This window comes from Stenotrophomonas sp. MYb238 (assembly GCF_009496535.1).
Lineage (GTDB): Bacteria > Pseudomonadota > Gammaproteobacteria > Xanthomonadales > Xanthomonadaceae > Stenotrophomonas.
Genome location: NZ_WIDL01000001.1, coordinates 85,309 through 108,307, shown reverse-complemented (window position 1 = coordinate 108,307; position 22,999 = coordinate 85,309). Strand labels below are relative to the sequence as shown.

General features: G+C 68.3%; 26 protein-coding genes and 3 tRNA genes. 19 read left to right on the top strand and 10 right to left on the bottom strand.

The window, feature by feature from the left end; genetic code table 11:
* Nucleotides 1-288: 288 nt before the first annotated feature.
* Nucleotides 289-1,197, bottom strand: a complete 909-nt coding sequence (locus tag CQ393_RS00590) for a universal stress protein (protein ID WP_153189678.1) — start codon at nt 1,195-1,197, stop codon at nt 289-291.
* Nucleotides 1,198-1,272: 75 nt separating this feature from the next.
* Between CQ393_RS00590 and CQ393_RS00585 the strand changes: the two genes are divergently transcribed.
* Entirely contained in the window at nt 1,273-2,160 is an 888-nt protein-coding gene (locus CQ393_RS00585) for an NAD-dependent epimerase/dehydratase family protein (protein WP_153189677.1), read from the top strand.
* Between the two features lie 137 nt (nt 2,161-2,297).
* Here the strand turns inward: CQ393_RS00585 and CQ393_RS00580 are convergent, their stop codons facing one another.
* Nucleotides 2,298-2,777, bottom strand: coding sequence for an Mpo1-like protein (locus CQ393_RS00580; RefSeq protein WP_153189676.1), 480 nt, complete (start codon nt 2,775-2,777; stop codon nt 2,298-2,300).
* Nucleotides 2,778-2,833: 56 nt separating this feature from the next.
* Nucleotides 2,834-3,760, bottom strand: a complete 927-nt coding sequence (locus tag CQ393_RS00575; protein ID WP_343199430.1) for a phosphoribosylaminoimidazolesuccinocarboxamide synthase — start codon at nt 3,758-3,760, stop codon at nt 2,834-2,836.
* A 141-nt stretch (nt 3,761-3,901) separates the two neighbouring features.
* Between CQ393_RS00575 and CQ393_RS18385 the strand changes: the two genes are divergently transcribed.
* The 11 genes from CQ393_RS18385 (at nt 3,902) to CQ393_RS00520 (ending at nt 12,620) form a co-directional block, all read left to right on the top strand.
* Nucleotides 3,902-4,231: a DnaJ domain-containing protein gene (locus tag CQ393_RS18385; protein ID WP_153189675.1), complete on the top strand. Its 330-nt coding sequence runs from the start codon at nt 3,902-3,904 to the stop codon at nt 4,229-4,231.
* Between the two features lie 11 nt (nt 4,232-4,242).
* Nucleotides 4,243-4,917 carry a ribulose-phosphate 3-epimerase gene (gene rpe, locus CQ393_RS00565; protein WP_153189674.1) on the top strand — a complete coding sequence of 225 codons (675 nt, stop codon included), beginning with the start codon at nt 4,243-4,245 and terminating at the stop codon, nt 4,915-4,917.
* 66 nt (nt 4,918-4,983) lie between these two features.
* Nucleotides 4,984-5,466 carry a GNAT family N-acetyltransferase gene (locus CQ393_RS00560; protein WP_153189673.1) on the top strand — a complete coding sequence of 161 codons (483 nt, stop codon included), beginning with the start codon at nt 4,984-4,986 and terminating at the stop codon, nt 5,464-5,466.
* Between the two features lie 470 nt (nt 5,467-5,936).
* Entirely contained in the window at nt 5,937-7,412 is a 1,476-nt protein-coding gene (gene trpE, locus CQ393_RS00555) for an anthranilate synthase component I (protein WP_153189672.1), read from the top strand.
* A 67-nt stretch (nt 7,413-7,479) separates the two neighbouring features.
* The gene (locus CQ393_RS00550; RefSeq protein ID WP_153189671.1) at nt 7,480-8,274 is read left to right on the top strand and encodes an SIMPL domain-containing protein; all 795 of its coding nucleotides are present in this window, start codon (nt 7,480-7,482) and stop codon (nt 8,272-8,274) included.
* Nucleotides 8,275-8,277: 3 nt separating this feature from the next.
* Complete coding sequence (locus tag CQ393_RS00545; protein WP_153189670.1) at nt 8,278-8,862, top strand: aminodeoxychorismate/anthranilate synthase component II; 585 nt, start codon at nt 8,278-8,280, stop codon at nt 8,860-8,862.
* Nucleotides 8,856-9,509, top strand: coding sequence for a LysE family translocator (locus CQ393_RS00540; RefSeq protein ID WP_343199428.1), 654 nt, complete (start codon nt 8,856-8,858; stop codon nt 9,507-9,509). Before CQ393_RS00545 ends, CQ393_RS00540 begins: the two co-directional genes overlap by 7 nt.
* A complete protein-coding gene (locus CQ393_RS00535) occupies nt 9,506-10,018 on the top strand; it encodes a DUF1543 domain-containing protein (protein WP_343199427.1) in 513 nt (170 codons plus the stop codon). Before CQ393_RS00540 ends, CQ393_RS00535 begins: the two co-directional genes overlap by 4 nt.
* A 13-nt stretch (nt 10,019-10,031) precedes the next feature.
* On the top strand, nt 10,032-11,063 hold the full coding sequence (gene trpD, locus CQ393_RS00530; protein ID WP_153189669.1) for an anthranilate phosphoribosyltransferase: 1,032 nt from the start codon (nt 10,032-10,034) through the stop codon (nt 11,061-11,063).
* Between the two features lie 49 nt (nt 11,064-11,112).
* A complete protein-coding gene (trpC, locus tag CQ393_RS00525; protein ID WP_153189668.1) occupies nt 11,113-11,907 on the top strand; it encodes an indole-3-glycerol phosphate synthase TrpC in 795 nt (264 codons plus the stop codon).
* Nucleotides 11,904-12,620, top strand: a complete 717-nt coding sequence (locus tag CQ393_RS00520; protein WP_153189667.1) for a haloacid dehalogenase-like hydrolase — start codon at nt 11,904-11,906, stop codon at nt 12,618-12,620. Before trpC ends, CQ393_RS00520 begins: the two co-directional genes overlap by 4 nt.
* Before the next feature lie 70 nt (nt 12,621-12,690).
* Here CQ393_RS00520 and CQ393_RS00515 read toward each other — a convergent pair whose 3' ends face one another.
* Together CQ393_RS00515 and crp are read right to left on the bottom strand one after the other, a co-directional pair.
* Nucleotides 12,691-13,449 carry a sulfite exporter TauE/SafE family protein gene (locus CQ393_RS00515; protein WP_153189666.1) on the bottom strand — a complete coding sequence of 253 codons (759 nt, stop codon included), beginning with the start codon at nt 13,447-13,449 and terminating at the stop codon, nt 12,691-12,693.
* A gap of 214 nt (nt 13,450-13,663) precedes the next feature.
* Complete coding sequence (gene crp, locus CQ393_RS00510; RefSeq protein WP_153189665.1) at nt 13,664-14,353, bottom strand: cAMP-activated global transcriptional regulator CRP; 690 nt, start codon at nt 14,351-14,353, stop codon at nt 13,664-13,666.
* A gap of 153 nt (nt 14,354-14,506) precedes the next feature.
* On the opposite strand from crp, the gene speD reads away from it, so the two are divergent.
* Both speD and sugE read left to right on the top strand, forming a co-directional pair.
* Nucleotides 14,507-15,301, top strand: coding sequence for an adenosylmethionine decarboxylase (gene speD, locus CQ393_RS00505; protein WP_054667806.1), 795 nt, complete (start codon nt 14,507-14,509; stop codon nt 15,299-15,301).
* A 161-nt stretch (nt 15,302-15,462) separates the two neighbouring features.
* Nucleotides 15,463-15,777, top strand: a complete 315-nt coding sequence (gene sugE / locus CQ393_RS00500) for a quaternary ammonium compound efflux SMR transporter SugE (RefSeq protein WP_153189664.1) — start codon at nt 15,463-15,465, stop codon at nt 15,775-15,777.
* Nucleotides 15,778-16,444: 667 nt separating this feature from the next.
* Here sugE and coq7 read toward each other — a convergent pair.
* Nucleotides 16,445-17,089 (bottom strand): 2-polyprenyl-3-methyl-6-methoxy-1,4-benzoquinone monooxygenase, encoded by a 645-nt coding sequence (gene coq7, locus CQ393_RS00495; RefSeq protein WP_153189663.1) that lies wholly within the window; start codon nt 17,087-17,089, stop codon nt 16,445-16,447.
* Between the two features lie 191 nt (nt 17,090-17,280).
* On the opposite strand from coq7, the gene rplM reads away from it, so the two are divergent.
* Entirely contained in the window at nt 17,281-17,709 is a 429-nt protein-coding gene (gene rplM, locus CQ393_RS00490) for a 50S ribosomal protein L13 (protein ID WP_056932810.1), read from the top strand.
* A 2-nt stretch (nt 17,710-17,711) separates the two neighbouring features.
* Nucleotides 17,712-18,104: a 30S ribosomal protein S9 gene (rpsI, locus tag CQ393_RS00485; RefSeq protein ID WP_054667799.1), complete on the top strand. Its 393-nt coding sequence runs from the start codon at nt 17,712-17,714 to the stop codon at nt 18,102-18,104.
* Nucleotides 18,105-18,321: 217 nt separating this feature from the next.
* Here the strand turns inward: rpsI and CQ393_RS00480 are convergent.
* From CQ393_RS00480 to CQ393_RS00470, 3 genes are all read right to left on the bottom strand, one after another.
* Nucleotides 18,322-18,396, bottom strand: a tRNA-Gln gene (locus CQ393_RS00480).
* Between the two features lie 109 nt (nt 18,397-18,505).
* A tRNA-Gln gene (locus tag CQ393_RS00475) sits at nt 18,506-18,580 on the bottom strand.
* Nucleotides 18,581-18,611: 31 nt separating this feature from the next.
* Nucleotides 18,612-18,688: transfer RNA gene (locus CQ393_RS00470), tRNA-Met, on the bottom strand.
* A 119-nt stretch (nt 18,689-18,807) separates the two neighbouring features.
* On the opposite strand from CQ393_RS00470, the gene CQ393_RS00465 reads away from it, so the two are divergent.
* From CQ393_RS00465 to bfr, 3 genes are all read left to right on the top strand, one after another.
* Entirely contained in the window at nt 18,808-19,428 is a 621-nt protein-coding gene (locus tag CQ393_RS00465) for an RNA pyrophosphohydrolase (protein WP_343199426.1), read from the top strand.
* A gap of 101 nt (nt 19,429-19,529) precedes the next feature.
* Entirely contained in the window at nt 19,530-19,739 is a 210-nt protein-coding gene (locus CQ393_RS00460; protein ID WP_343199424.1) for a bacterioferritin-associated ferredoxin, read from the top strand.
* 285 nt (nt 19,740-20,024) lie between these two features.
* Nucleotides 20,025-20,495 (top strand): bacterioferritin, encoded by a 471-nt coding sequence (bfr, locus tag CQ393_RS00455; RefSeq protein ID WP_153189661.1) that lies wholly within the window; start codon nt 20,025-20,027, stop codon nt 20,493-20,495.
* Between the two features lie 208 nt (nt 20,496-20,703).
* Here the strand turns inward: bfr and CQ393_RS00450 are convergent, their stop codons facing one another.
* Nucleotides 20,704-22,998, bottom strand: a complete 2,295-nt coding sequence (locus CQ393_RS00450; RefSeq protein WP_228114204.1) for a hybrid sensor histidine kinase/response regulator — start codon at nt 22,996-22,998, stop codon at nt 20,704-20,706.
* Nucleotide 22,999 lies beyond the last annotated feature (1 nt).

The window sequence follows — 22,999 nt, the reverse complement described above, 5'->3', positions numbered from 1 at the left end:
TTTGCAGTCTAGCAGGCGCTTTTTTGCCACCGGAACCCCGTACATGAACAGGCCGTTCGGGTTCCGCGCGCGGCGGCGATCCCGGCATGGGGCCTGCGCGCCCGTCCGTCCCGGCGTCCCGCGGATGGCCGCCGGACTGCCGGGAAGCGGGACGGGCGAGGCGGCGCACAGGCCTGGCGGGGCGCCGGGCGGCGCGGCGGCGAGTCCGCCTGCGCGTCGTCGAACGATCCTTCACCGCGCGTCGCGTTTCGGGATGGGGAACCGTCTCGCGCGGGAACGGCTAGGGACTCAGGGCTCCGGCAGCGAACGCGGGTCGCGGACCAGCAGCGTGTCCGTTTCCAGGGTCGCGACCAGGCGTCGGGCGATGCTGCCGATCAGCAGCTCGAACAGCGCGCCGCGGCCATGCGTGCCGACCACGGCCAGGTCGATGTCCTCGGCCTGCGCATGCTGGCGCAGCAGTCGCGCCGGATCGCCGGGTTCGATCACCGTTCGTACCTGGTCCGGTGCCATCGGCGGCAGGCCGGCCTGGAATTCGCGCGCCTGCTCGTCCGCGCGCAGCCGCGCCTGCGCCTGCAGCGCGTCGCGGTCGCCGGCCAGCAGGGCGCTGCCCGGCGATTCCAGCGCGTGCACCAGCGCCAGCCGCAGCGGCGGGCCGAACAAGGCCAGCGCCTGCCGGGTCGCGTGGCGCGCGCTTTCGGAGAAATCCGTGGCCACGGCCAGGTCGCGGTAGGGCGCGCGCACGCGCCGGTGCACGACCAGCAGCGGCAGCGGGCAATGCCGCGTCAGCCACAGCACCGTCGAGCCCAGCGCGGGCAGTTCGAACACCGGGTCGCTGGCGATGCCGGTCACGACCAGGCCGCAGCCGGTTTCCGCGGCCAACTGCAGCACGGCGCGGCCGACATGGCCTTCGCCGACGCGTACTTCCAGCGCGATGCCGTCGGCCTCGGCGCCCAGGTCGCGGCGCAGCCGCCATTCCGCCGCCTGGCGGGCGTGCTCGCGCGCCAGCGGATCGGGCGCGTCGAGCACCCCGGCGATCATCTGCTGCGCCGGTGCCGGCGGCAGCACGGTCGCCACCACCAGCCGCGCGTCCCATTGCCGCGCCAGTTGCAGGGCGCGCGACAGGGCGCGGTCGCAGCGGGCGCCCAGGTCGGTGGCCAGCAGGATCGCGCGGGGCGGCGCGGGGCGGGAATGCGGCATGGCGTCCTCGGCGGGTCGGTCGTGCCGAGTCTACCCGCCGGGCGTCGATGCGTTCCCATCGCCTATGCTTTCCGCATGGAAACAGGGCGACACGACGAAAACGCGCCGCGCCGCGCGCTGGTGTTCGGCGGCAGCGGGCAGATCGGCGAGCGCTTGCTGGCCGGGTTGCTGGCCGAAGGCTGGCAGGTCAGCGCGGTATCGCGCGCGCCGCGTGCGGCGGCGCCGGGGCTGGCATGGCGGCAGGGCGACCTCTCCGGCGGCTGGCAGGAGCCAGGCCCGTTCGATGCGGTATTCAGCTGTGGCCCGCTCGATCATTTCGCGCGCTGGTACGCGGCCTCGGCCATCGCCGCGCCGCGTGTGGTCGCGTTCGGTTCCACCAGCGTCGAGGTCAAGGGGGATTCGAGCGAACCGGCCGAACGCGACGTCGCCCGCCGCCTGCGCGAGGCCGAAGCCACCCTGTTCGCGGCCGCGCGCGAACGCGGCGTGGCGGCGACGGTGCTGCGGCCCACCCTGGTCTATGGCGCCGGCCGCGATGCCACGCTGACCGCGATCGCGCGTCTGGCCGCACGCGCCGGCATGTTCGCGCTGCCGGCAGGCGCCGATGGCCTGCGCCAGCCGGTGCATGTGCAGGACCTGGCCGACGCCGCGCTGCAGGTGCTGCGGCATCCGGCCACGGCCGGGCACGCCTACGCGCTGGCCGGCGGCGAACGCCTGGGCTACACGGAAATGGTGCGGCGGGTGCTCGCCTCGCTGCAGCCGCGACCGCGGCTGCTGCGCGTGCCGGCGCCCCTGTTCCGCGCGGCGCTGGCGCTGGCCCATGCCGCCGGGCGTCTGCGCGGCATGAACGCCGCCGCGCTGGCGCGCCTGCGCGCGCCGCTGGTGTTCGACATCGGTCCGGCGCAGCGCGATTTCGGCTACGCGCCGCGCCCGTTCCGTCCGACCCGGGACATGTTCGGTATGTAGCGCGCTGCCCGCGGGAGCGCACCTCGGTGCGCGAGGGGCTCAGCCGGCAAGCTTCGCAGCGCGCCAAAGCGCGCCCTTGTGGAGGCGCCGGGCGATGCGAACGGCCGCATGTGCCCGGACCCTTGCACCGCGTCCGGTCAGTACTTCCAGCCGAACTGCCGGTACAGCTTGGCCAGCACCCAGATCGGGCCGATCAGCAGATAGGTCAGGTCGGTGAGGAAGCTGGGCCGGCGGCCTTCGATATGGTGGCCGACGAACTGCGCGATCCACGCCACCACGAACACGCCGATGCCCGTGTAGAGCAGGCCGCGCACGCCGATGCGGTCCTCCAGCAGCCGGCACACGCAGCCGGAGACGAAGAACAGGATCAGCATGCCGATGCCCAGCGGCCGCGACAGGCGGTTGTAGTACGCCCACGCGCCGAACATCGCCAGCGCCGCCCAGATGCCGTTCTGGAACCAGGGCAGCAGCGGCGGGACGCACCACAGCACGGCGACCACCGACCACAGGATGGCCGGTACCGCGACCACGTGGATGGCCTGGTTGACGGAGTTGCGATGGTCGCCGGAGTAACTGGCGAACCAGCGGTCGATGGGGCGTGCGGCGCTCATGTCCATGCTGCCTCTTCTCCCGGCGGAGCGTGTGGTGCGCGCCCGGGCGGGCGCGCCGGTGGTCAGTCGATATGGATGCCGGCCAGCTTCTGCAGGGCCTCGGCGTACTTGTCGCGGGTGCGCGCGATCACCTCGGCCGGCAGTTCCGGGCCGGGGGCGGTCTTGTTCCAGTCCAGCGTTTCCAGGTAGTCGCGCACGAACTGCTTGTCGTAGCTCGGCGGGCTGGTGCCGACCTCGTACTCGTCGGCCGGCCAGTAGCGCGAGGAATCCGGCGTCAGCATCTCGTCCATGATGTACAGGCGGCCGTCGGCGTCGGTGCCGAACTCGAACTTGGTGTCGGCCAGCAGGATGCCGCGCTCGGCCGCGTACTCGGCGGCGAACTTGTAGATGCGCAGGGTCGCGTCGCGCACCTTCTCGGCCAGTTCGGCGCCCACCGCCTTGACCATCGCGTCGAAGTCGATGTTCTCGTCGTGGTCGCCCACCGCGGCCTTGGTGGACGGGGTGAAGATCGGTTCGGGCAGCTGCTGCGCCTGCTGCAGGCCGTCGGGCAGCTTGATGCCGCTGACCTGGCCGGTGCGCTGGTAGTCCTTCCAGCCGCTGCCGATCAGGTAGCCGCGGGCGATGGCTTCCACCGGCACCGGCTTGAGCTTGCGGGTCACCACCGCGCGCCTGGCGTACAGCGCCGGGTCCACGCCCTCGGGCAGCACGCTGGCCACGTCGATGCCGGTCAGGTGGTTGGGCATCAGGTGCGCGGTCTTGGCGAACCAGAAGTTGGAGACCTGGCACAGCATCTCGCCCTTGCCGGGGATCGGGTCGGGCAGCACCACGTCGAACGCGGACAGGCGGTCGGTGGCCACGATCAGCAGGTAATCGCCGGCCGGCGCGTCGGCCGGCAGTCGCTCGCGCGGGATATCGAACACATCGCGCACCTTGCCGCGGTGGCGCAAGGGCAGGCCGGGAAGATCGGATTGCAGCAGCGTGGTCGGCACGGGCACTCCTGGAACTTGGCGATGGAGCCGTCGGCACAGGACCCGGGGGGCCCGCGGGACGGCGGGCGGCCTAGTGTAAAGCGGTCCGGGGCCGCTGTGGCATAAAATGCGCCTCCGATCTTCAAGGCCACAGCCCCGCCCATGCGCTGGTACGGAAAACTGCTGGGATTCATCGCCGGCGCCCTGCTGTTCAGGCCCAACCCGCTGTTCGGCGCGGTGGTGGGCATGCTGCTCGGGCACGCCTTCGACAGCGACTGGTTCAAGCTGGGCAAGGACCTGCCGTACCGCGAACTGGGCGTCACCCGCGAGGCCAGCGACGCCGAGATCGACCTGGCCTACCGCCGCCTGATCTCCCAGTACCACCCCGACAAGCTGGCCGGCGCCGCGCCCGAACTGCGCGCCCAGGCCGAGAAGAAGGCCCGGCAGATCAACGCCGCCTACGACCGCATCAAAACCCTGCGCAAGCGCTGAAAGGCTCCGCCATGTCCAACTGCATCATCGCCCCGTCCATCCTCTCGGCCAACTTCGCCAGGCTGGGCGAGGAGGTCGACAACGTCATCGCCGCCGGCGCCGACTGGGTCCACTTCGACGTGATGGACAACCATTACGTGCCCAACCTGACCATCGGCCCGATGGTCTGCCAGGCGCTGCGCAAACACGGCGTGACCGCGCCGATCGACGTGCACCTGATGGTCGAGCCGGTGGACCGCATCGTGCCGGACTTCGCCGAAGCCGGCGCCAGTCTCATCAGCTTCCACCCGGAAGCCTCCAGGCATGTCCACCGCACCATCCAGCTGATCAAGTCGCACGGCTGCAAGGCGGGCCTGGTGTTGAACCCGGGCACGCCGGTGGAAGTGCTGGACTGGGTGCTGGAGGACCTGGACCTGGTGCTGCTGATGTCGGTCAACCCCGGCTTCGGCGGTCAGGCCTTCATTCCCTCCACGCTGGACAAGCTGCGCGCGGTGCGGGCGATGATCGACAAGCGCGGCAAGCCGGTGATCCTGGAAGTGGACGGCGGGGTGAAGGCCGACAACATCGGGCAGATCGCCGCGGCCGGCGCCGACGCCTTCGTCGCCGGCTCGGCCATCTTCAACGCCCCGGACTACGCGCAGGTGATCGCGCAGATGCGCGCCAACGTCGCCGCGGCGCGGGGCTGAGGCACGCAAGCCTCTCCTTCTACGGCTGGGTGCAGAATGCGGTGATCCCTGCTAAGCGAGGTTGAGATGTCAGAGTTGAACATCCGTCCGGCCGTCGCCGATGACGCCGGCCTGATCCTGCATTTCATCCGCGAGCTGGCGATCTACGAGAAGGCCGAGTCCTCGGTGCAGACCGACGAGGCCGGCATCCGCGCCAGCCTGTTCGGCGCCGGCGCGAAGGCGCAGGCGCTGGTCTGCGAGCGCGACGGCCAGGCCATCGGCTATGCGGTGTATTTCCACAACTACTCCACCTGGCTGGGCCGCAACGGCATCTACCTGGAAGACCTGTACGTCAGCCCGGAACATCGCGGATGCGGCGCGGGCAAGGCGCTGCTGCAGCACATCGCGCGGCTGGCGGTGGCGCAGGGCTGCGGCCGTTTCGAGTGGTCGGTGCTGGACTGGAACACGCCGGCGATCGATTTCTACCGCGCCGCCGGCGCGCTGCCGCAGGACGAGTGGACGGTGTACCGGCTGCAGGGCGACGCCCTGCAGCGGTTCGCCGAAGGCTGAGGGGCTGCGGGCGGACGGCAAAAAAAGGCCGTGGCGTCGCCGCCACGGCCGGGGGGAATTCGTGGGAGGCTGATCCTGCCTCCATCCATCGTCCCTGCTATGGCCTTCCATTCTCCGGGCGCACGATGACACTCCCATGACACCGCGCCGCCTTCCCCGGTAGGAGCGGCTTCAGCCGCGAAAGGGCTTCACCGATTAGCACCTCCGGCGAAATCGCAGGCAGTTGCCGAAGGACATGCAGAAAGCCCCATCGCGGCTGAAGCCGCTCCTACGTGAGGGCGGGGATGGTTGCCCGTGCAAGCGAATCTCCCCCTGCGGCGATGCACAACGGCCGCCCGAAGTGCGGTAGAGTTGCGCGGTGCCCATTCTGACGACCAAGCGTTCCCTTTCTTCCGCTCGCCGCTGGTGGCGATGGTGGCCCGTTGCCGTCGTCCGTACCGCCACCGCCGATTCCCGGAAGGAAGACCGTCTTGATCACGTTCGAGCAGTTCCAGCAGCAGGCCGCTGAAGGCCACACCCGCATCCCCGTCGTCCGCGAAGTGCTGTCCGACCTGGACACGCCGCTCTCGGTCTACCTCAAGCTCGCCGACGGCCCGCATACCTACCTGTTCGAATCGGTCGAGGGTGGTGAACGCTTCGGCCGCCATTCCATCATCGGCCTGCCCGCGCGGCGCATCTACAGCTTCCGCGGCCATACGCTGGAAGTGAGCGAGCTGGGCGAGGTGATCGAGCGGCGCGAGGTCGCCGACCCGCTGGCCGAAGTCGAAGTCCTGCGCGCGCAGCACTCGGTGCCGCAGTTCGAGGGCCTGCCGGGCTTCACCGGCGGCCTGGTCGGCTGGTTCGGCTTCGAATGCATCCAGTACATCGAGCCGCACCTGGGCGCCGGCGACAAGCCCGACGAACTCGGCACGCCGGATATCTATCTGATGCTGTCCGAAGAGCTGGCGGTGTTCGACAACCTCAAGGGCCGGCTGTACCTGATCGTGCATGCCGACCCGACGCAGCCGCAGGCCTGGGCGCGCGCCAACCGCCGCCTCGACGAACTGGCGCACCGGCTGCGCCAGGCCGGCGCCGGCTATCCGCAGGCGCAGGTGTCCGACGCCATCGACGAGCAGGATTTCCAGTCCTCCTTCACCCGCGAGCAGTACCACGAGGTGGTGCGCAAGGCGCAGGACTACGTGCGCGCCGGCGACATCTTCCAGGTGGTGCCGAGCCAGCGCCTGCGCGTGCCGTTCCGCGCGCGGCCGATCGACGTGTACCGCGCGCTGCGCGCGCTCAATCCGTCGCCTTACATGTATTTCATCGATGTCGGCGGCACCCAGGTGGTGGGCTCCTCGCCGGAGATCCTGGCGCGCCTGCGCGATGGCGTCGTCACCGTGCGCCCCATCGCCGGCACCCGCCCGCGCGGCGCCACGCCGGAGCAGGACAAGGCGCTGGAGGTCGAGCTGCTGGGCGATCCCAAGGAGCGCGCCGAGCACGTGATGCTGATCGACCTGGGCCGCAACGACGTCGGCCGCGTCGCCGAGCCGGGCACGGTCCGGGTGGGCGAGCAGTTCGTGATCGAGCGCTACAGCCACGTCATGCACATCGTCAGCGAGGTCACCGGCACGCTGAAGGCCGGACTGAGCTACAGCGACGTGCTGCGCGCCACCTTCCCGGCCGGCACCGTCAGCGGCGCGCCGAAGATCCGCGCGCTGGAGATCATCCGCGAGCTGGAGCCGGTCAAGCGCAACGTCTATTCCGGCGCGGTCGGCTACATCGGCTGGCACGGCGACGCCGACACCGCCATCGCCATCCGCACCGCGGTCATCCAGGACGGTTACCTGTACGTGCAGGCCGGCGGCGGCGTGGTCTACGACTCCGACCCGGACGCCGAGTGGCACGAGACCATGAACAAGGGCCGCGCGTTGTTCCGCGCGGTGGCGCAGGCGGCGAAGGGGCTTTGACCCTTGCCTCAGCGCCGCCGGTTTCCGACGTAAATGCCGTTCCTCTCGCCATGACAAGGAGTGCCACATGAAGTTTTCCCGCATGTTGCTGTGGTCGGCGTTGCTGGTTGCCGTGGTTCCGCAGGCATGGGCGCAGGCCAACTCGGTTCCCTCGCAACCGCATCTGCTGGTGAAGGGGGATGCGAGCCGCAAGGTGATGCCGGATCGCTTCGTGGTGAAGGTCGCGCTGGAATCGGTGGACATGCAGACCGATATCGCGCGACGCAAGGTCCAGGTCAATGCGGAGCGGATCGCGGCGTTGTTTGCAACGCATGGTGCCATCGCGGAGACCGTACGCATGGACAACCTGAGCATCGCGCCATCCACGCGCTACAAGAATGATGAGGAGGTGTTCCAGGGCACCGCCGTCAGCCGTGATATGGAGGGTGCGTTCGAGACGCCAGAGCGATTGCAGGCTTTCCTTGCCGAGTTGAAGGCTAGTAGTGAAGTGCAGGTGCGGACAGCCACTCCGGTTTATTCGGGCGAGGCGCGCCTGCGCGCCGAACTCAAGGCAGAGGCCGCAGCGCAGACGCGCACGTCGGCCAAGGGCCTTGCGGATGCCTACGGGGCGAAGATCATCGGCCTTTATACGATTTCGGATGTCGCCCCCAGTTTCGCCTACGGGGTGCAGGCGGGCAGCTGGCCGAGCGCCAACGGCGCCCGGGATTTTTACGAGAGGGGTGATTCGCTGGATCGTGTGCAGGTGAGCGGTTCCCGCGTTGCGGTGTCCCCCTTGCCTGCGCCCGGAGAACTGCTCACCGCCGCGCCCATCACCTACACCGAAAATGTCTACGCCATCTTCCTGATTAGCGACGGAAACTGAACCATGCTGTTGATGATCGACAACTACGACAGCTTCACCTTCAACCTCGTGCAGTACCTGCAGATGCTGGGCGCCGAGGTGAAGGTGGTGCGCAACGACGCGCTGAGCGTCGAGCAGATCGCCGCGCTCCAGCCCTCGCACATCGTGGTGTCGCCGGGGCCGAAGACGCCCGACGACGCCGGCGTGTCGCTGGAGGTGATCCGCCGGCTCGGGCCGTCCATCCCGGTTCTCGGCGTGTGCCTGGGCCACCAGGGCATCGGCCAGGTCTATGGCGGCCGCGTGATCCGCGCCGGCAACATCATGCACGGCAAGACCTCGCCGATCCGCCATGAAGGCAAGGGCGTGTTCGCCGGCCTGCCGGACCGCTACGAGGCCACCCGCTACCACTCGCTGGTGGTGGACAAGACCACGCTGCCGGCCGAACTGGAGATTACCGCCTGGACCGAGAATGCCGACGGTTCGATGGAGGAGATCATGGGCCTGCGCCACCGCGAGTACCCGGTGGAAGGCGTGCAGTTCCATCCCGAATCCATCCTCACCCAGCACGGCCACGCGCTGATGAAGAACTTCCTGGACCGCACGTGCTGATCGAACCTGCGCAACTGCTGCTGTTCGTGCTGGCCGGCTGGGTTCTGAACCTCACGCCCGGTCCGGACGTGCTCTACATCGTCAGCCGTTCGCTGCGTGGCGGGCGCCGCGCCGGATTCGCGGCGGTCGCGGGCATCAGCGCCGGCTGCCTGGTGCACGTGGCGCTGGCGTCGCTGGGGCTGGGTGTACTGCTGGCGACGTCGGCGTCGCTGTTCGTCGCGATCAAGTGGATTGGCGCGGCCTACCTGCTGTGGGTGGGCGTGCGCCTGCTGCGCAGCACCGCCGCACCGGCGGCGCTGCGGGAGGGCATCGAGCCTGGCGCCGGCGGCACCGCATCGTGGTGGCAGGTATTCGCCGGCGGCTTCCTGACCAATGTTCTGAATCCGAAGGTGGTGCTGTTCTTCCTCGCCTTCCTGCCGCAGTTCATCGCCCCGTCGGTGCAGGACAAGGCGCTGGCGTTCGCGCTGCTTGGCCTCGTGTTCACCGTCAACGCGCTGCCGGTCAACGCGCTCTACGTGCTGCTGGCCGACCGCATGCGCAGCAGCCGCTGGGCGGCGCGCGGCATGCAGTGGCTGGACAAGGTTGCCGGCGTGCTGTTCATCGGCTTCGGCGTGCGCCTGGCCCTGAGCGCGAGGCCGATGCCGTGAGCGATGCCGACCTGCGCCTGTTCGTGGTGATGCTCGGCGGCCGCCATGCGCGCGCCAATACCGAAGTGCATGACGTCGTGTTCGCCGTCGCGCCCACCATCGAGCGGAGCCATGCGCAGCTGCGCGCGCAATGGTTCGGCGAGGCGGCCGGGCTGCATATCGATTCGTGGATGACGGTCGACGGCGTCGAGCAGTGGCAGGTGCGCCTGTCCGCCGAGGCGCCGGCCACCGGTACGCCGAGACTCTACTTCGTCAATCTGGGCGGTTATGTCGACGGCGAGTTCGGCGAAGCGCACGGCTACCTGCTGGTGGCCGCCGCCGACGCGGTGGAGGCCAAGCGCAAGGCGCTACGGCAGGCGCAGGCGGAATGGGTCAAGCCGCACCGCGACGCCCTGCTCGAGGTGGACAGCTGCCTGCCCGTCGGCCCGATCGGCGGCCTGCACGTGCACCTGGTTCCGGGTGCACACGCCGGCATCGGCTGCCAGAGCGATTACATCGTCATTTCCTGATCCTGGAGTTGTCATGACCTTCACCGCGCAGGAAGCCCTGCAACGCACCATCGAACACCGCGAGATCTTCTTCGACGAGATGGTCGACCTGATGCGGCAGATCATGCGCGGCGAGGTCTCCCCGACCATGACCGCCGCCATCCTCACCGGCCTGCGGGTCAAGAAGGAAACCGTCGGCGAGATCGCCGGCGCGGCCACGGTGATGCGCGAGTTCGCGCTGCCGGTGGCGGTGGCCGACAAGTCCCGCCTGGTCGACATCGTCGGCACCGGCGGCGACGGTTCGCATACCTTCAACATCTCCACCTGCTCGATGTTCGTGGTCGCCGCGGCCGGCGCCAAGGTGGCCAAGCACGGCAACCGCAGCGTGTCGTCCAAGTCCGGCAGCGCCGACGCGGTGGAGGCGCTGGGCGCGGTGATCGAGCTCGGCCCGGAGCAGGTGGCGCGCGCCATCGAGCAGACCGGCATCGGCTTCATGTTCGCGCCGATGCACCACCCGGCGATGAAGGTGGTGGCGCCGGTGCGCCGCGAGATGGGCGTGCGCACCATCTTCAACATCCTCGGCCCGCTGACCAATCCGGTCGGCGCGACCAACATCCTGATGGGCGTGTTCCATCCGGACCTGGTCGGCATCCAGGCGCGCGTGCTGCGCGAACTTGGCGCGCAGCGCGCGCTGGTGGTGTGGGGCCGCGACAACATGGACGAGATCTCGCTGGGCGCGGGCACGCTGGTCGGCGAGCTGCGCGACGGCAAGGTGCGCGAGTACGAGATCCATCCGGAGGATTTCGGCATCGCCATGTCGGCCAGCCGCAATCTCAAGGTCGCCGATCCGGAAGAGTCCATCGCCATGCTGCGCGGTGTGCTCGACAACCAGCCGGGCCCGGCCAACGACATCGTCGCGCTCAACGCTGGCGCCGCGCTGTACGTGGCCGACGTGGCCGACAGCATCGCCGACGGCCTGGCGCGCGCGCGCGCGGTCATCGCCGACGGCAGCGCCCGCGCGCGCATGGAGCAGTACGTCGCCGCCAGCCGCGCGCTGGCCGGCTGATCCTTCTCCGCCCTTCACCCCGCCGTACCGCTTTCAGGAAAGCAGAACCATGAGCGACATCCTCAACACCATCCTCGCCCGCAAGACGCAGGAGGTGGCCGAGCGCAGCGCCCGCATGCCGCTGGCCGAGCTGAAGGCGCGCGTGGCCGACGCGTCGCCGGTGCGCGGGTTCGCCAGCGCGCTGCAGGCGGCCATCGCCAACGGTGATCCGGCGGTGATCGCCGAGGTCAAGAAGGCCAGTCCGTCCAAGGGCGTGATCCGCCCGGACTTCCGGCCCGCCGAGATCGCGGTGAGCTACGAGTTCGGCGGCGCCAGCTGCCTGTCGGTGCTGACCGACGTGGATTTCTTCCAGGGCGCCGACGCCTACCTGCAGCAGGCGCGCGAGGCCTGCACGCTGCCGGTGCTGCGCAAGGATTTCGTCATCGATCCCTACCAGGTGGTCGAGGCGCGCGTGCTGGGCGCGGACTGCATCCTGCTGATCGTCTCGGCGCTGGACGACCGCCAGCTGGCCGGACTGTCCGACCTGGCGATGACGCTGGGCATGGACGTGCTGGTGGAAGTGCACGACATCGACGAACTGGAACGCGCCATCCAGGTGCCGGTGCCGCTGGTGGGCATCAACAACCGCAACCTGCGCACCTTCGAGGTGTCGCTGGACACCACGCTGGCGATGCGCGAGGCGGTGCCGCGCGACCGCCTGCTGGTCACCGAGAGCGGCATCCTCGGCCCGGCCGACGTGAAGACCATGCGCGATGCTGGCGTCAACGCCTTCCTGGTCGGCGAGGCCTTCATGCGCGTGGAGGAGCCGGGCGAAGGCCTGCGTCAGCTATTCTTCAGCGCATGAGCGAGTCCTATCCTGTTCCCCGCGACGACGCGCCGCTGGTCGTCTTCGATTTCGACCACACCTTGTACGACGGCGATTCCGGCAGCCACCTGTTCGCCTGGCTGATCCGGCGCAATCCGCTGCGCATGCTGGCGGCGTTGCTGATCACGCCGGTGGCCGGTCCGCTGGTGGCGTTGTTGCCGATGCGTCGCTTCGGCATTTCCGGCTACGTGTGGATCGCGACCTTCGGCCTGCACCGGGCGCGCGAGTTCAACGGCATCATCGACCAGTACGTGCGCACGCACGAGGCGGACATCCGTACGCGGCTGCTGCCGCAGGCGCTGGAGGTGTTCGCCGCGCATCGCCGCGCCGGCGACCGGGTGGTGGTGGCGACCGGCGCGCCGCCGGAACTGGCGCGGGCCATCCTGGCCTTCGTCGCGCACCAGGACGTGCCGGTGATCGGCAGCGAGGTCGGACCGAGGCTGGGCGCGATGGGTGCCACCCGCCACTGCCACAACGAAGAGAAGATGCGCATGCTGCGCGAGCGCGGTTATGGCGACATCGCCATCGCCTATTCGGACAGCACCGCCGACCTGCCGCTGCTCAAGGCGGCGAAGGCGCCGGTGGTGGTCAACCCCAAGCACTCGCGCGTGGACTATTTCCGCAGGGTGCTTCCGGCCGGCACGCCGGTGTTCAACTGGGGATGCGTGGACCGAGGCGGCGACAAGGCCTGAAGATCGCGGGACATGGCCGACTGGCGGTGGGCCGCCTCGTGATTGCCAGCGGAATGATGCGGTTGCCGGCCTAGGCGAGCCAGCCGTGGAGCGCATGGCCGATCTGGAACAGGCTGATCGACAGCACCAGCACGCCCACCCCGACCAGCACCCAGCGCTCCTTGAGGCGCTTGACCAGCAGCGCCGCCACCGGCGCGGCCATCATGCCGCCGACCAGCAGGCCGGCGACGATGGACAGGTGCTGCAGCCCCATCGACAGCAGGAAGGTGGCCGAGATCGCCAGGGTGACGATGAACTCCGCCGCGTTCACCGTGCCGATGGTGGTGCGCGCCTGGCCGCCGCGCGCGAGCAGGGTCGAGGTCGCCACCGGTCCCCAGCCGCCGCCGCCGCTGGCGTCCAGCAGGCCGGCGAAGAAGCCGAGCACCGGCACCCGCTGCACTTCGCGCCCGGGGGTGAAGCGTCCGGCGGCACGGGCGAGGATGAAGATCGCCAACGCCAGCAGGTAGAGGTAGATGAAGGGACGGATGAGCTCGCCGGGCAACTGGGTCAGGCCATAGGCGCCGAGGGCACCGCCGGCCGCGCCGGGCAGGGCCAGGCGCAGGAACAGCCGCCGGTCGACGTTGCCGGCCACCAGGTGCGATACGCCGGAGGCGCCGGTGGTGAACACTTCGGCCGTGTGGATGCTGGCGCTCACCGCCGCCGGCGGCAGCCCCATGCTCAGCAGAACGGACGAGGACACCAGCCCGAACGCCATGCCCAGCGCGCCATCGACCAGCTGCGCGCCGATCCCGATCAGGATGAACCAGTAGAACTCGCTTCCAAATTCCATCATTGGAGCCTGCTGGCTTGGGGCGAATGCGTCAAGGAGATGGGGAGCAGGACATAGCTGTCCCGCTTTGAGGCTGGCGAAGCCGTGTTTCCGCCGAAATAGCCCCCTTTGGTAAAGGGGGCGCGCCGGCAGGCGTGGGGATTCGGGTGTTCAGTACGCCGGGGCCCGAAGTCTGCTTTGCAGACTTTGGGGTTGAAAGCGCGTATGCGCGCTTTCAGCGCGTCCCGTACAGCACGATCGTCTTGCCGCGCGCGTGCAGGATGCCATCGGCCTGCAGCTTCTTGAGCACGCGTCCGGCCATCTCGCGCGAGCAGCCGACCAGACGGGCGATCTCCTGCCGCGACACGCGCAGCTGGGTGCCCTGCGGGTGGCTCATCGACTCCGGCTCGCGGGCCAGGTCGTGCAGGGTGCGCACGATGCGGTCGGTCACGTCCAGGAACGCCAGGCGGCTGGCCTTGCGGCTGGTGTGCAGCAGGCGCCGCGAGATCTGCGAGCCGATCGCGTACAGCAGCCGCGGCGCGTCGGTCGACAGCGGCCCCAGGAACAGCTGGTGCAGGCGCTCGTAGCTGATCTCGGCCAGTTCGCAGGGCGTACGGGTGCGCAGGATGACCTCGCGCTTGTCCGATTCGATGAACAGGCCCATCTCGCCGACGAATTCGCCGGCGCCGAAGTACCCCAGCACCAGCTCGCGGTCCTCCTCCTCCTCGGCGATGATGCTGACCGAGCCGCTGATCACGTAATACATGGTGCCGGCCGGGTCGCCCGGGCGGAACACGTCGGTCCGCGTGGGGTAGCGACGGCGGTGGCTGTGGGCCAGGAAGCGGTCGATGGTGGCGATGTCCAGGGCCAGCGGGCTGGAAGCGAGACGCACGTTGGACACGGATTGGGTGTTCCCTGGGGTCATGATGACATTCATGTACAGATGATGAACCTGCTTGACGGGCAAGCTTAGCGAGGCCGGCCCGCAGGGGCAAACCCGGATTGACACGCACGTTTCGCCGGGGGGCAGTTTGCCCCATAATTGCCCCCTTTCCCACCATTCACAGGACCGACCGCCGTGGTCAAGCCGTTGCCTCGCCTGAGGTTGCAGGGTTTCAACAACCTCACCAAGGCGCTGAGCTTCAACATCTATGACGTCTGCTATGCGCGTACCGAAGAGGAGCGCCAGCGTTACATCGAGTACATCGACGAGGAATACAACGCCGATCGACTCACGCAGATCCTCACCGATGTGGCCGAGATCATCGGCGCCAACATCCTGAACATCGCCCGCCAGGACTACGATCCGCAGGGCGCGTCGGTGACCATCCTCATCTCCGAGGAACCGGTGATCGACAAGAAGGCCGCCGGCAAGGAGCTGATCTCCGACGCCGTGGTCGCGCACATGGACAAGAGCCACATCACCGTCCACACCTACCCCGAGACCCATCCGCAGGAAGGCATCGCCACCTTCCGCGCCGATATCGACGTCGCCACCTGCGGCGTGATCTCGCCGCTGAAGGCGTTGAACTACCTGATCGAGAGCCTCGAGTCGGACATCGTGATCATGGACTACCGCGTCCGTGGCTTCACCCGCGACGTGAAGGGCAAGAAGCACTTCATCGACCACAAGATCAACTCGATCCAGAACTTCCTGGCCAAGAACATCAAGTCGCGCTACGAGATGTTCGACGTCAACGTCTACCAGGAAAACATCTTCCACACGAAGATGCACCTGAAGGACTTCGACCTGGACCAGTACCTGTTCGAAGAGAAGGCCAAGAACCTGTCGTTCAAGGAGCGCATGAAGATCGAGGCGCTGCTGCGCCGCGAGATCGAGGAGCTGTTCCACGGCCGCAACCTGGCCGAGTGACGGTTACATGCGGTTCGGGTGCCGGTTGCTAGCCTCGCACCCCTGAAACACACGGCGGGACGGCCCGCCCCATGGCGCGATCCATGGACCACAGCCGACGGCGGCCCGGTGCGAAAGCACCGGGCCGCTTCTTTTTTGTCCCGAAACCAAGGAGCAATGCCATGGCCTGGATCTATCTGCTGGTAGCCGGTCTGTTCGAAGTCGTCTGGGCGATCGGCCTGAAGTACACCGAAGGCTGGACCCGCCTGTGGCCCGGCGTGGGCACGCTGGCGGCGATGGTGGTCAGCTTCTGGTGCCTGTCGCAGTCGCTGAAGTCGATCCCGATCGGCACCGGCTACGCGATCTGGACCGGGATCGGCGCGGTCGGCGCCGCGGCGCTGGGCATCGTGCTGTTCGGCGACAGCGCCTCGTGGCCGCGGCTGCTGTGCATCGGCCTGATCGTGTCCGGCGTGATCGGGTTGAAGGTGGTGGCGTAGTCCTGGCCGCGTCGCGGCCAAGACCCCCAAGGTTTGCGTTGCAAACCTTGGGCCCCACTCCGGAGCTGCCTATCCCCGCGGCTGTCGCCGCGCCCCCTTAACAGAAGGGGGCTCTGCTCCAGCAGGATCTGGAGGAGGAGCAGGGGGTGGCATCAGAGCCGCTAGGCGTAGTCCTGTCCGCATCGCGACCAGGACCCTCAGGGTTTGCTGCACAAACCTTGGGCCCCGCCTTCGGGTCTGCCCGTCCCCGCGTCTTCGGTGCGCGCCCTTGATAAAGGGCGCTCTGCTCCAGAGGGGGCGCTGGAGCAGGAGTAGGGAGAGCGTGTCAGAGCGGGTAGGCGTAGTCCTGTCCGCGTCGTGGCCAAGCCCCTCAGGATTTGCTGCGTAAACCTTGGGCTCCGACTTCAGGTCTGCCCATCCCCCGTGCCTTCGGTGCGCGCCCTTGATAAAGGGTGCTCTGCTCCAGAGGGGGGCTGGAGGTAGGAGTAGGGAGAGCGTGTCAGAGCCGGTAGGCGTAGTCCTGTCCGCGTCGTGGTCAGGACCCTCAGGGTTTGCTGCACAAGCCTTGGGCCCCGACTCCAGGTCTGCCTATCCCCGCGGCTGTCGCCGCACCCCCTTAACAAATGGGGCTCTGCTCCAGAGGCTGGAGGAGGAGCAGGGAGAGGCGTCAGAGCCGGTAGGCGATGGTTTTCATGGCCTTGGAGGCCAAGGCCATCACTGCCGGGATCGGCGGCGGCAGGATGCGCGCGCCGGCGTGTTCGGCATGGTCGGCATGGCGCGCCTCGTCGATCTTCATGACCTTGAGGATCTCCCGGCTGCGCTGGTCGGCGGGCGGCAGGGTCTCCAGGTGCTCGTCCAGGTGGGCCTCGACCTGGCGTTCGGTCTCGACCACGAAACCCAGGTTCCAGCCGTCGCCGCGCAGGCCGGCGAGCGTGCCGATGGCATAGCTGCCGGCGTACCACAGCGGGTTGAACAGGCTAGGGCGGCTGTCCAGTTCGCGCAGGCGGTCCGCGCACCAGCTCAGGTGGTCGGTCTCCTCCTGGGCCGCCTCCAGCAGGTGCGCGCGGGTGGACGGGTCGCGGGCGACGGCCGCCTGGCCGAAATACAGCCCCTGTGCGCAGACCTCGCCGACATGGTTGATGCGCATCAGGCCCGCGGCATGGCGTCGTTCGTCGGTTTCAAGCACGACGTCCGGCGTGTCGCCGGCCGGATTCGGACGGCTGGCGGGCGGATTGCCGAAGACCGTATCCAGGGCGCGCTGTGCCTCGGTCAGCAGGCGGTCCAGGGGCGTGAAGGCGCAGTCGGTGATCATGGCGTCCAGGCGGGGTGGGGTAGCCGGATTCTCGCCGCTGTCCCGGGGGCTGCCAAGGCCGGGCGGGCGGCAGGTTGCGCGGGGCGGCCGCGGCCGGTACAATCCCGCCTCTTGTGTTTCACCTTCACAACGCGTGGCAGAGTTCCGGCAGCGCATCGCCGCAATGAGCCCGACCTAACCTGAGTTCTTTCATGAGCACTTTCACCGCAAAGAACGAGACCGTCCAGCGTGACTGGTATCTCGTCGACGCCTCGGGCAAGACCCTGGGCCGTCTGGCCACCGAGCTGGCCCGCCGCCTGCGTGGCAAGCACAAGCCGGTCTACACCCCGCACGTCGATACCGGCGACTACCTGGTTGTCATCAATGCAGAAAAGATTGTCGTCACCGGCAAGAAGCTGCAGGACAAGCAGTACCACCGCTTCACCGGCTACATCGGCAACCTGAAGACCGAGACCCTGGCCCAGGCGCTGGAGCGCCATCCGGAGCGCGTGATCGAGATCGCCGTCAAGGGCATGCTGCCGAAGGGCCCGCTGGGCCGCGCCATGTACCGCAAGCTCAAGGTCTACGCCGGCGCCGAGCATCCGCACGCCGCCCAGCAGCCGCAAGTTCTGGATATCTAATCATGGCTATCACGCAAAACTACGGCACTGGCCGCCGCAAGTCCTCCACCGCCCGCGTGTTCCTGCGCAAGGGTTCGGGCAACATCACCGTCAACGGCCGTCCGCTGGACGAGTTCTTCGGCCGTGAGACCGCGCGCATGATCGTGCGCCAGCCGCTCGAGCTGACCAAGAACACCGAAAGCTTCGACGTCATCGTCACCGCCACCGGCGGCGGCACCACCGGCCAGGCCGGTGCGATCCGCCTGGGCATCGCCCGCGCCCTGGTCGAGTACGACGAAGGCCTGAAGTCCGAGCTGCGCAAGGCCGGCTTCATGACCCGCGACGCCCGCGAAGTCGAGCGCAAGAAGGTCGGCCTGCACAAGGCCCGCCGCGCCACCCAGTTCTCCAAGCGCTGATCCATCGCGCCTGGCGTGGACTCTTTCGGGAGTCCGCTGGGAGAACAAAAGCCCGGCTTCGGCCGGGCTTTTGTCGTTCCAGGGTCGGTGTTTCGTGTGCCGGATGTCGCCAGGAAGATCTGCTCGTCGCCGGAGGCATTTCGATGGCTTGCCCGGCCGCGCCATGGAGGCGGGAACAAAAAGAAAGGCCTGATCTTTTGATCAGGCCTTTCGTGTTTGGCAGCCCCGGAAGGATTCGAACCTCCGAATGCCTGAGTCAGAGTCAGGTGCCTTACCGCTTGGCGACGGGGCTAGGCAGGGGTGGATTATCGCACGCCTCGGCGATGGAGGCCATATTCCCCGGGTAGCGGTGTGCTTCATCAAAAAAAGGACCAGATCTTTCGATCTGGTCCTTTGGTGTCTGGCAGCCCCGGAAGGATTCGAACCTCCGAATGTCTGAGTCAGAGTCAGATGCCTTACCGCTTGGCGACGGGGCTGTGGTTGTCGGGAGCCGGGCTCCGTATCCCTTGGTGGCTATGGGTGGACTCGAACCACCGACCCCAGCATTATGAGTGCTGTGCTCTAACCGGCTGAGCTACATAGCCTCAGGGAGCCCGCAATTCTGGGTATCCCTGGTGTTTCTGTCAACTATTTTTTTCCGCGCTTGTGGCATTGCGGCGGCCATGGCAGAGTCCGGACCAGTAGAACTTTAGGAGTCCGCATCGTGATCGATCCGGACGGCTATCGACCGAACGTCGGCATCGTGCTGATGCGGGAAGACGGGCAGGTGTTCTGGGCACGACGCGTGCGCCGGGATGGCTGGCAGTTTCCGCAGGGCGGCATGAATTCCGACGAGACGCCTGTCGAGGCCATGTATCGCGAGTTGCAGGAAGAAACCGGCCTGCTGCCTGAACACGTCGAAGTGCTGGGGGCGACCCCGGGCTGGCTTCGCTATCGGCTGCCCAGCCGCGCCATCCGCCGTACCGAGAAGCAGATCTGCATCGGCCAGAAGCAGGTGTGGTTCCTGTTGCGGCTGACCGGCGACGAGGCGCATGTGTGCCTGGACCATACCGAGGCGCCCGAGTTCGACCATTGGCGATGGGTGGATTTCTGGTACCCGGTCGAACACGTGGTCATGTTCAAGCGCGGCGTCTATGCACGGGCCCTGCGGCACCTTGCGCCGCTGGCGCGCGGGATCGCCGGCCAGGGTGTCACGGCCATGCCCAAGAGCGCGCAGGAAGCCTGGATGCCGGGTCACGCGGCGGGCCATGACCGTCCGCGTAAGCGCCCACGCAAGCGCGGCTACTGGCCGAAGAAGGTGCAGGGCGAGGGGCCGACGGCCTGACGGCGGACTGATCGAGAACGATTCATCCTTTTGATTGACAATCGTTCTCGTTTCCGTTGGAATGGTTTCCGGCCGCTCCGGCCTGCCCTGCCAAACGCCCCGTGTACGTCTGCATCTGCAACGGTGTCACCGATCACCAGATCCGCGAAGCCGCCGACAACGGCGTCAGTTCGGTGGCTGAGCTGACGATGCGTACCGGCTGCGGTTCCAGCTGCGGCTCCTGCCTGGAGATGGCGGGCGAACTCCTGACCAAGGCGCGTGCCATGCGCGACCTGCCGCTGCCCATGCTGGGACTGGCGAAGGTCGCCTGAGCTTCTTCGCGTTCCGGCGCACGCACTTCCGTAATGCCCTGAAGTTGGCGCACGTCCCGCACGCGATCTTCCGTCGCGGCTTCATGTGTCGTCCCACGCTCGTTTGCCTCTCTCCCGCGATGACGATGCCGCAGGCATCGCAGGGTGTCGCAACGATCATCCGTCTTCTGCCGAGAACGCAGCGCGGCGCAGGCATGCATGGATCAATGCGTACGATTCGCGTTCCTTCATCCTGCTGCGCGTGACGGTAAAGTGCGCGCGTTCAACGCGTGCAGGAGCATCCACATGAAAGGCGACGCCAAGGTCATCGAATTCCTCAACAAGGTGCTCTACAACGAGCTGACCGCGATCAACCAGTACTTCCTGCACGCCAAGATGCTGAAGAACTGGGGCCTGAAGGAACTGGCCGAGCACGAGTACAAGGAATCCATCGACGAGATGAAGCATGCGGACGCCTTGTCCGACCGCATCCTGTTCCTCGAGGGCCTGCCGAACTTCCAGGCGCTGGGCAAGCTGCGCATCGGCGAGAGCCCGATCGAGATCCTGCGCTGCGACCTGGCGCTGGAGACCTCGGCGGTGACGGTGCTGCGCGAGGCGGTGGCCTACGCGGAGAGCATTGGCGACTACGTCAGCCGCGAGCTGTTCGTGAAGATCCTCGATTCCGAGGAAGAGCACATCGACTGGCTGGAAACGCAGCTCGACCTGATCGAACGCATCGGCGAGCCGAACTACCTGCTGACCAAGCTGGACGACTGAGTCCGCCACGCTCCGGCGCCTGCATGCGGCGCCGCGAGCGGTTCATGGCCACATCGGATAGGCGGTTCGAAATGGCCGCCGCAATGGCGGCCCGCCACTATCCAGGCCGTAGCCGCCGTCTGGCCGCTCCCATGCGCCGCGTGGATCTGACGCACATCACCTGCGTCCGCGGAGAATCTCCGCGCCACCGAAGGCACGAGGCCGCCGCTCAGGCCCGCATCGCCTGTTCGCCGCGCATGTCCGACTGGTAGCCGATCAACGCCAGCCGCGCGCGGGCGAACTCGGCGATGATCAGGGCGACCATCACCGCCGGGCGCTCGAGCTTGCCGGCGCGCGCGGCAAGCTCGACGCGGCGCGCCGCCGCCGACAGGGCGAGGGCGCCGACATTGGCGCTGGCCGATTTGAGGCTGTGCGCCAGTTCGCGCAGCTGGTCCAGGTCGGGCACGACCGCGGCTTCCTGCAGCTGGCGCACGAGCGGGGTGGTGTCGTCGAGGAATACGTCGATGATGGTGGCGGTCTCGGGGCCGGCGATCTCGCGCAGTTCGTCCAGCACCTCGCGGTCGAGCACGGGCAGGGCGGTGGACTGCGTGGCCGATGCCGGGGCCTCCTCGACCGCGGAAGGCGCCGGCGGCACAGGCGCGCTGCCGGCGTGGGCCACCGGCTTGCACCAGCGCAGCAGGCAGGCCTGCAGGCCTTCGCGCGAGATGGGCTTGGACAGGTAGTCGTCCATGCCCGCGTCCAGGCAGCGCTGGCGGTCGCCGGCCATGGCATTGGCGGTCATGGCGATGATCGGCAACCGCGCGGCGCCGGCGGCCGCTTCGTGCTCGCGCCAGCGGCGGGTGGCGGCATAGCCATCCAGTACCGGCATTTGGCAATCCATCAGTACCGCCTGGTATGACCCAGCGTGCAGCTTCTCCAGCGCGAGTTCGCCGTTGATCGCGGTGTCGATCCCGCAGCCGATGACGGCCAGCAGCTTCTGCGCGACCAGCAGGTTGACCGGGTTGTCCTCGACCAGCAGCACCCGCGCGCCGACCAGCCCCGCGCCGTGCTCCTGCGCCGCCGCACCGGAAGGCGCGGCCATGCCGGCGATCGCGCCCGCAGCGTGCGGCGCGAGGTCGGTCGTGGGCGCCGGCGGGGTTGCGGCCGACAGCGCCGCGCGTAGTTCCGCTTCCGATGCCTGCCGCGATACCACGGTCGCGCCCTGCTGGAGTTCGGCGGGCAGCGGCGCGTCGCCATGCAGCCAGACCAGCCGGTGGTCGCCGCCGGCACGCTGCAGCGCCGGGGCGCCTAGGCGCAGCGACTGCAGGTCGCCGATCACGGCATGCCAGTGCGACGGACTGCCGCCGGCACGCAGCCGGTCGAGCGCTTCCTGCACGGTATCGACGGTTCTTACCTCGAACCCGCCGTTCGGCAGCACGAGCTCCAGGCGCTGCCGCAGACGCGGGTCGGTGGTGACCAGCAGCACGCGGGGCTGGGTGCCTTGCGCCGGCGCGCGCAGGTCGCCGATCACCTTCAGCAGCGGGATCTCGAACCAGAACGTCGACCCCTGGCCGGGTACCGAGTCCAGGCCGATCCTGCCGTGCATCAGGTCGATGATGCGCTTGCAGATGGCCAGCCCCAGCCCGGTGCCGCCGTACAGGCGGGTGGTGGAGGCGTCGGCCTGGGTGAAGGCGCTGAACAGGCGTTCCTGTTGTACGGCGTCGATGCCGATGCCGGTATCGCGGACCTCGAAACGCAGCAGGTGCTGCGCGTTGGTCTCGCCCAGCCGCCGCACGTGCACCTGGATGCCGCCGCGCTCGGTGAACTTGATCGCGTTGACCACCAGGTTGCTGAGGATCTGCCGCAGGCGCACCGGATCGCCACGTACCGCCAGGCGCACGGCGGGGTCCAGCACCAGGGCGATGTCTAGTCCCTTGTGCTGGGCCGAGCGCTGCATCAGCTGCAGCAGCGAATCGAGCAGTTCGCGCAGGTTGAAGGTGGTGATCTCCAGCTCCAGCCGCTGCGCTTCGAGCTTGGAGTAGTCGAGGATGTCGTCGACGATGCGAAACAGCGCGCGCGAGCTCTCGCTGGCGGTGTTGAGCATCTCGCGCTGTTCCGCCGCCAGCGGGCCCTGCGCGACCATTTCCAGCATCGGGATGATGCCGTTGAGCGGGGTGCGGATCTCGTGGCTCATGGTGGCCAGGAATTCGCCCTTGGCCAGCATCGCCGCCTCGGCGTCCTGCTTGGCCTGCAGCATCTGCTGCTCCAGCTGGACATGGCGCTGCTGTTCCTGGCGCAGGCGCTGCAGTTCGCGCTCGTTGTCGCGCGAGCGTTGCGCGAACGCCTCGGACGTATCGGCCAGGGCGCGCGCCGCCAGCGCCGCCAGCAGGCCGCACAGGCAGGCCAGGCCCGCCAGGGCCGTGGCGACGGGTTGCGCGGGTGCCGGCGGCGGAAGCCAGGGCGCCGCGCCGGCGGCGACCGCGAGCATCGCCGCGGCCATCGCCCAGCGGTTCGCCGCACGCATG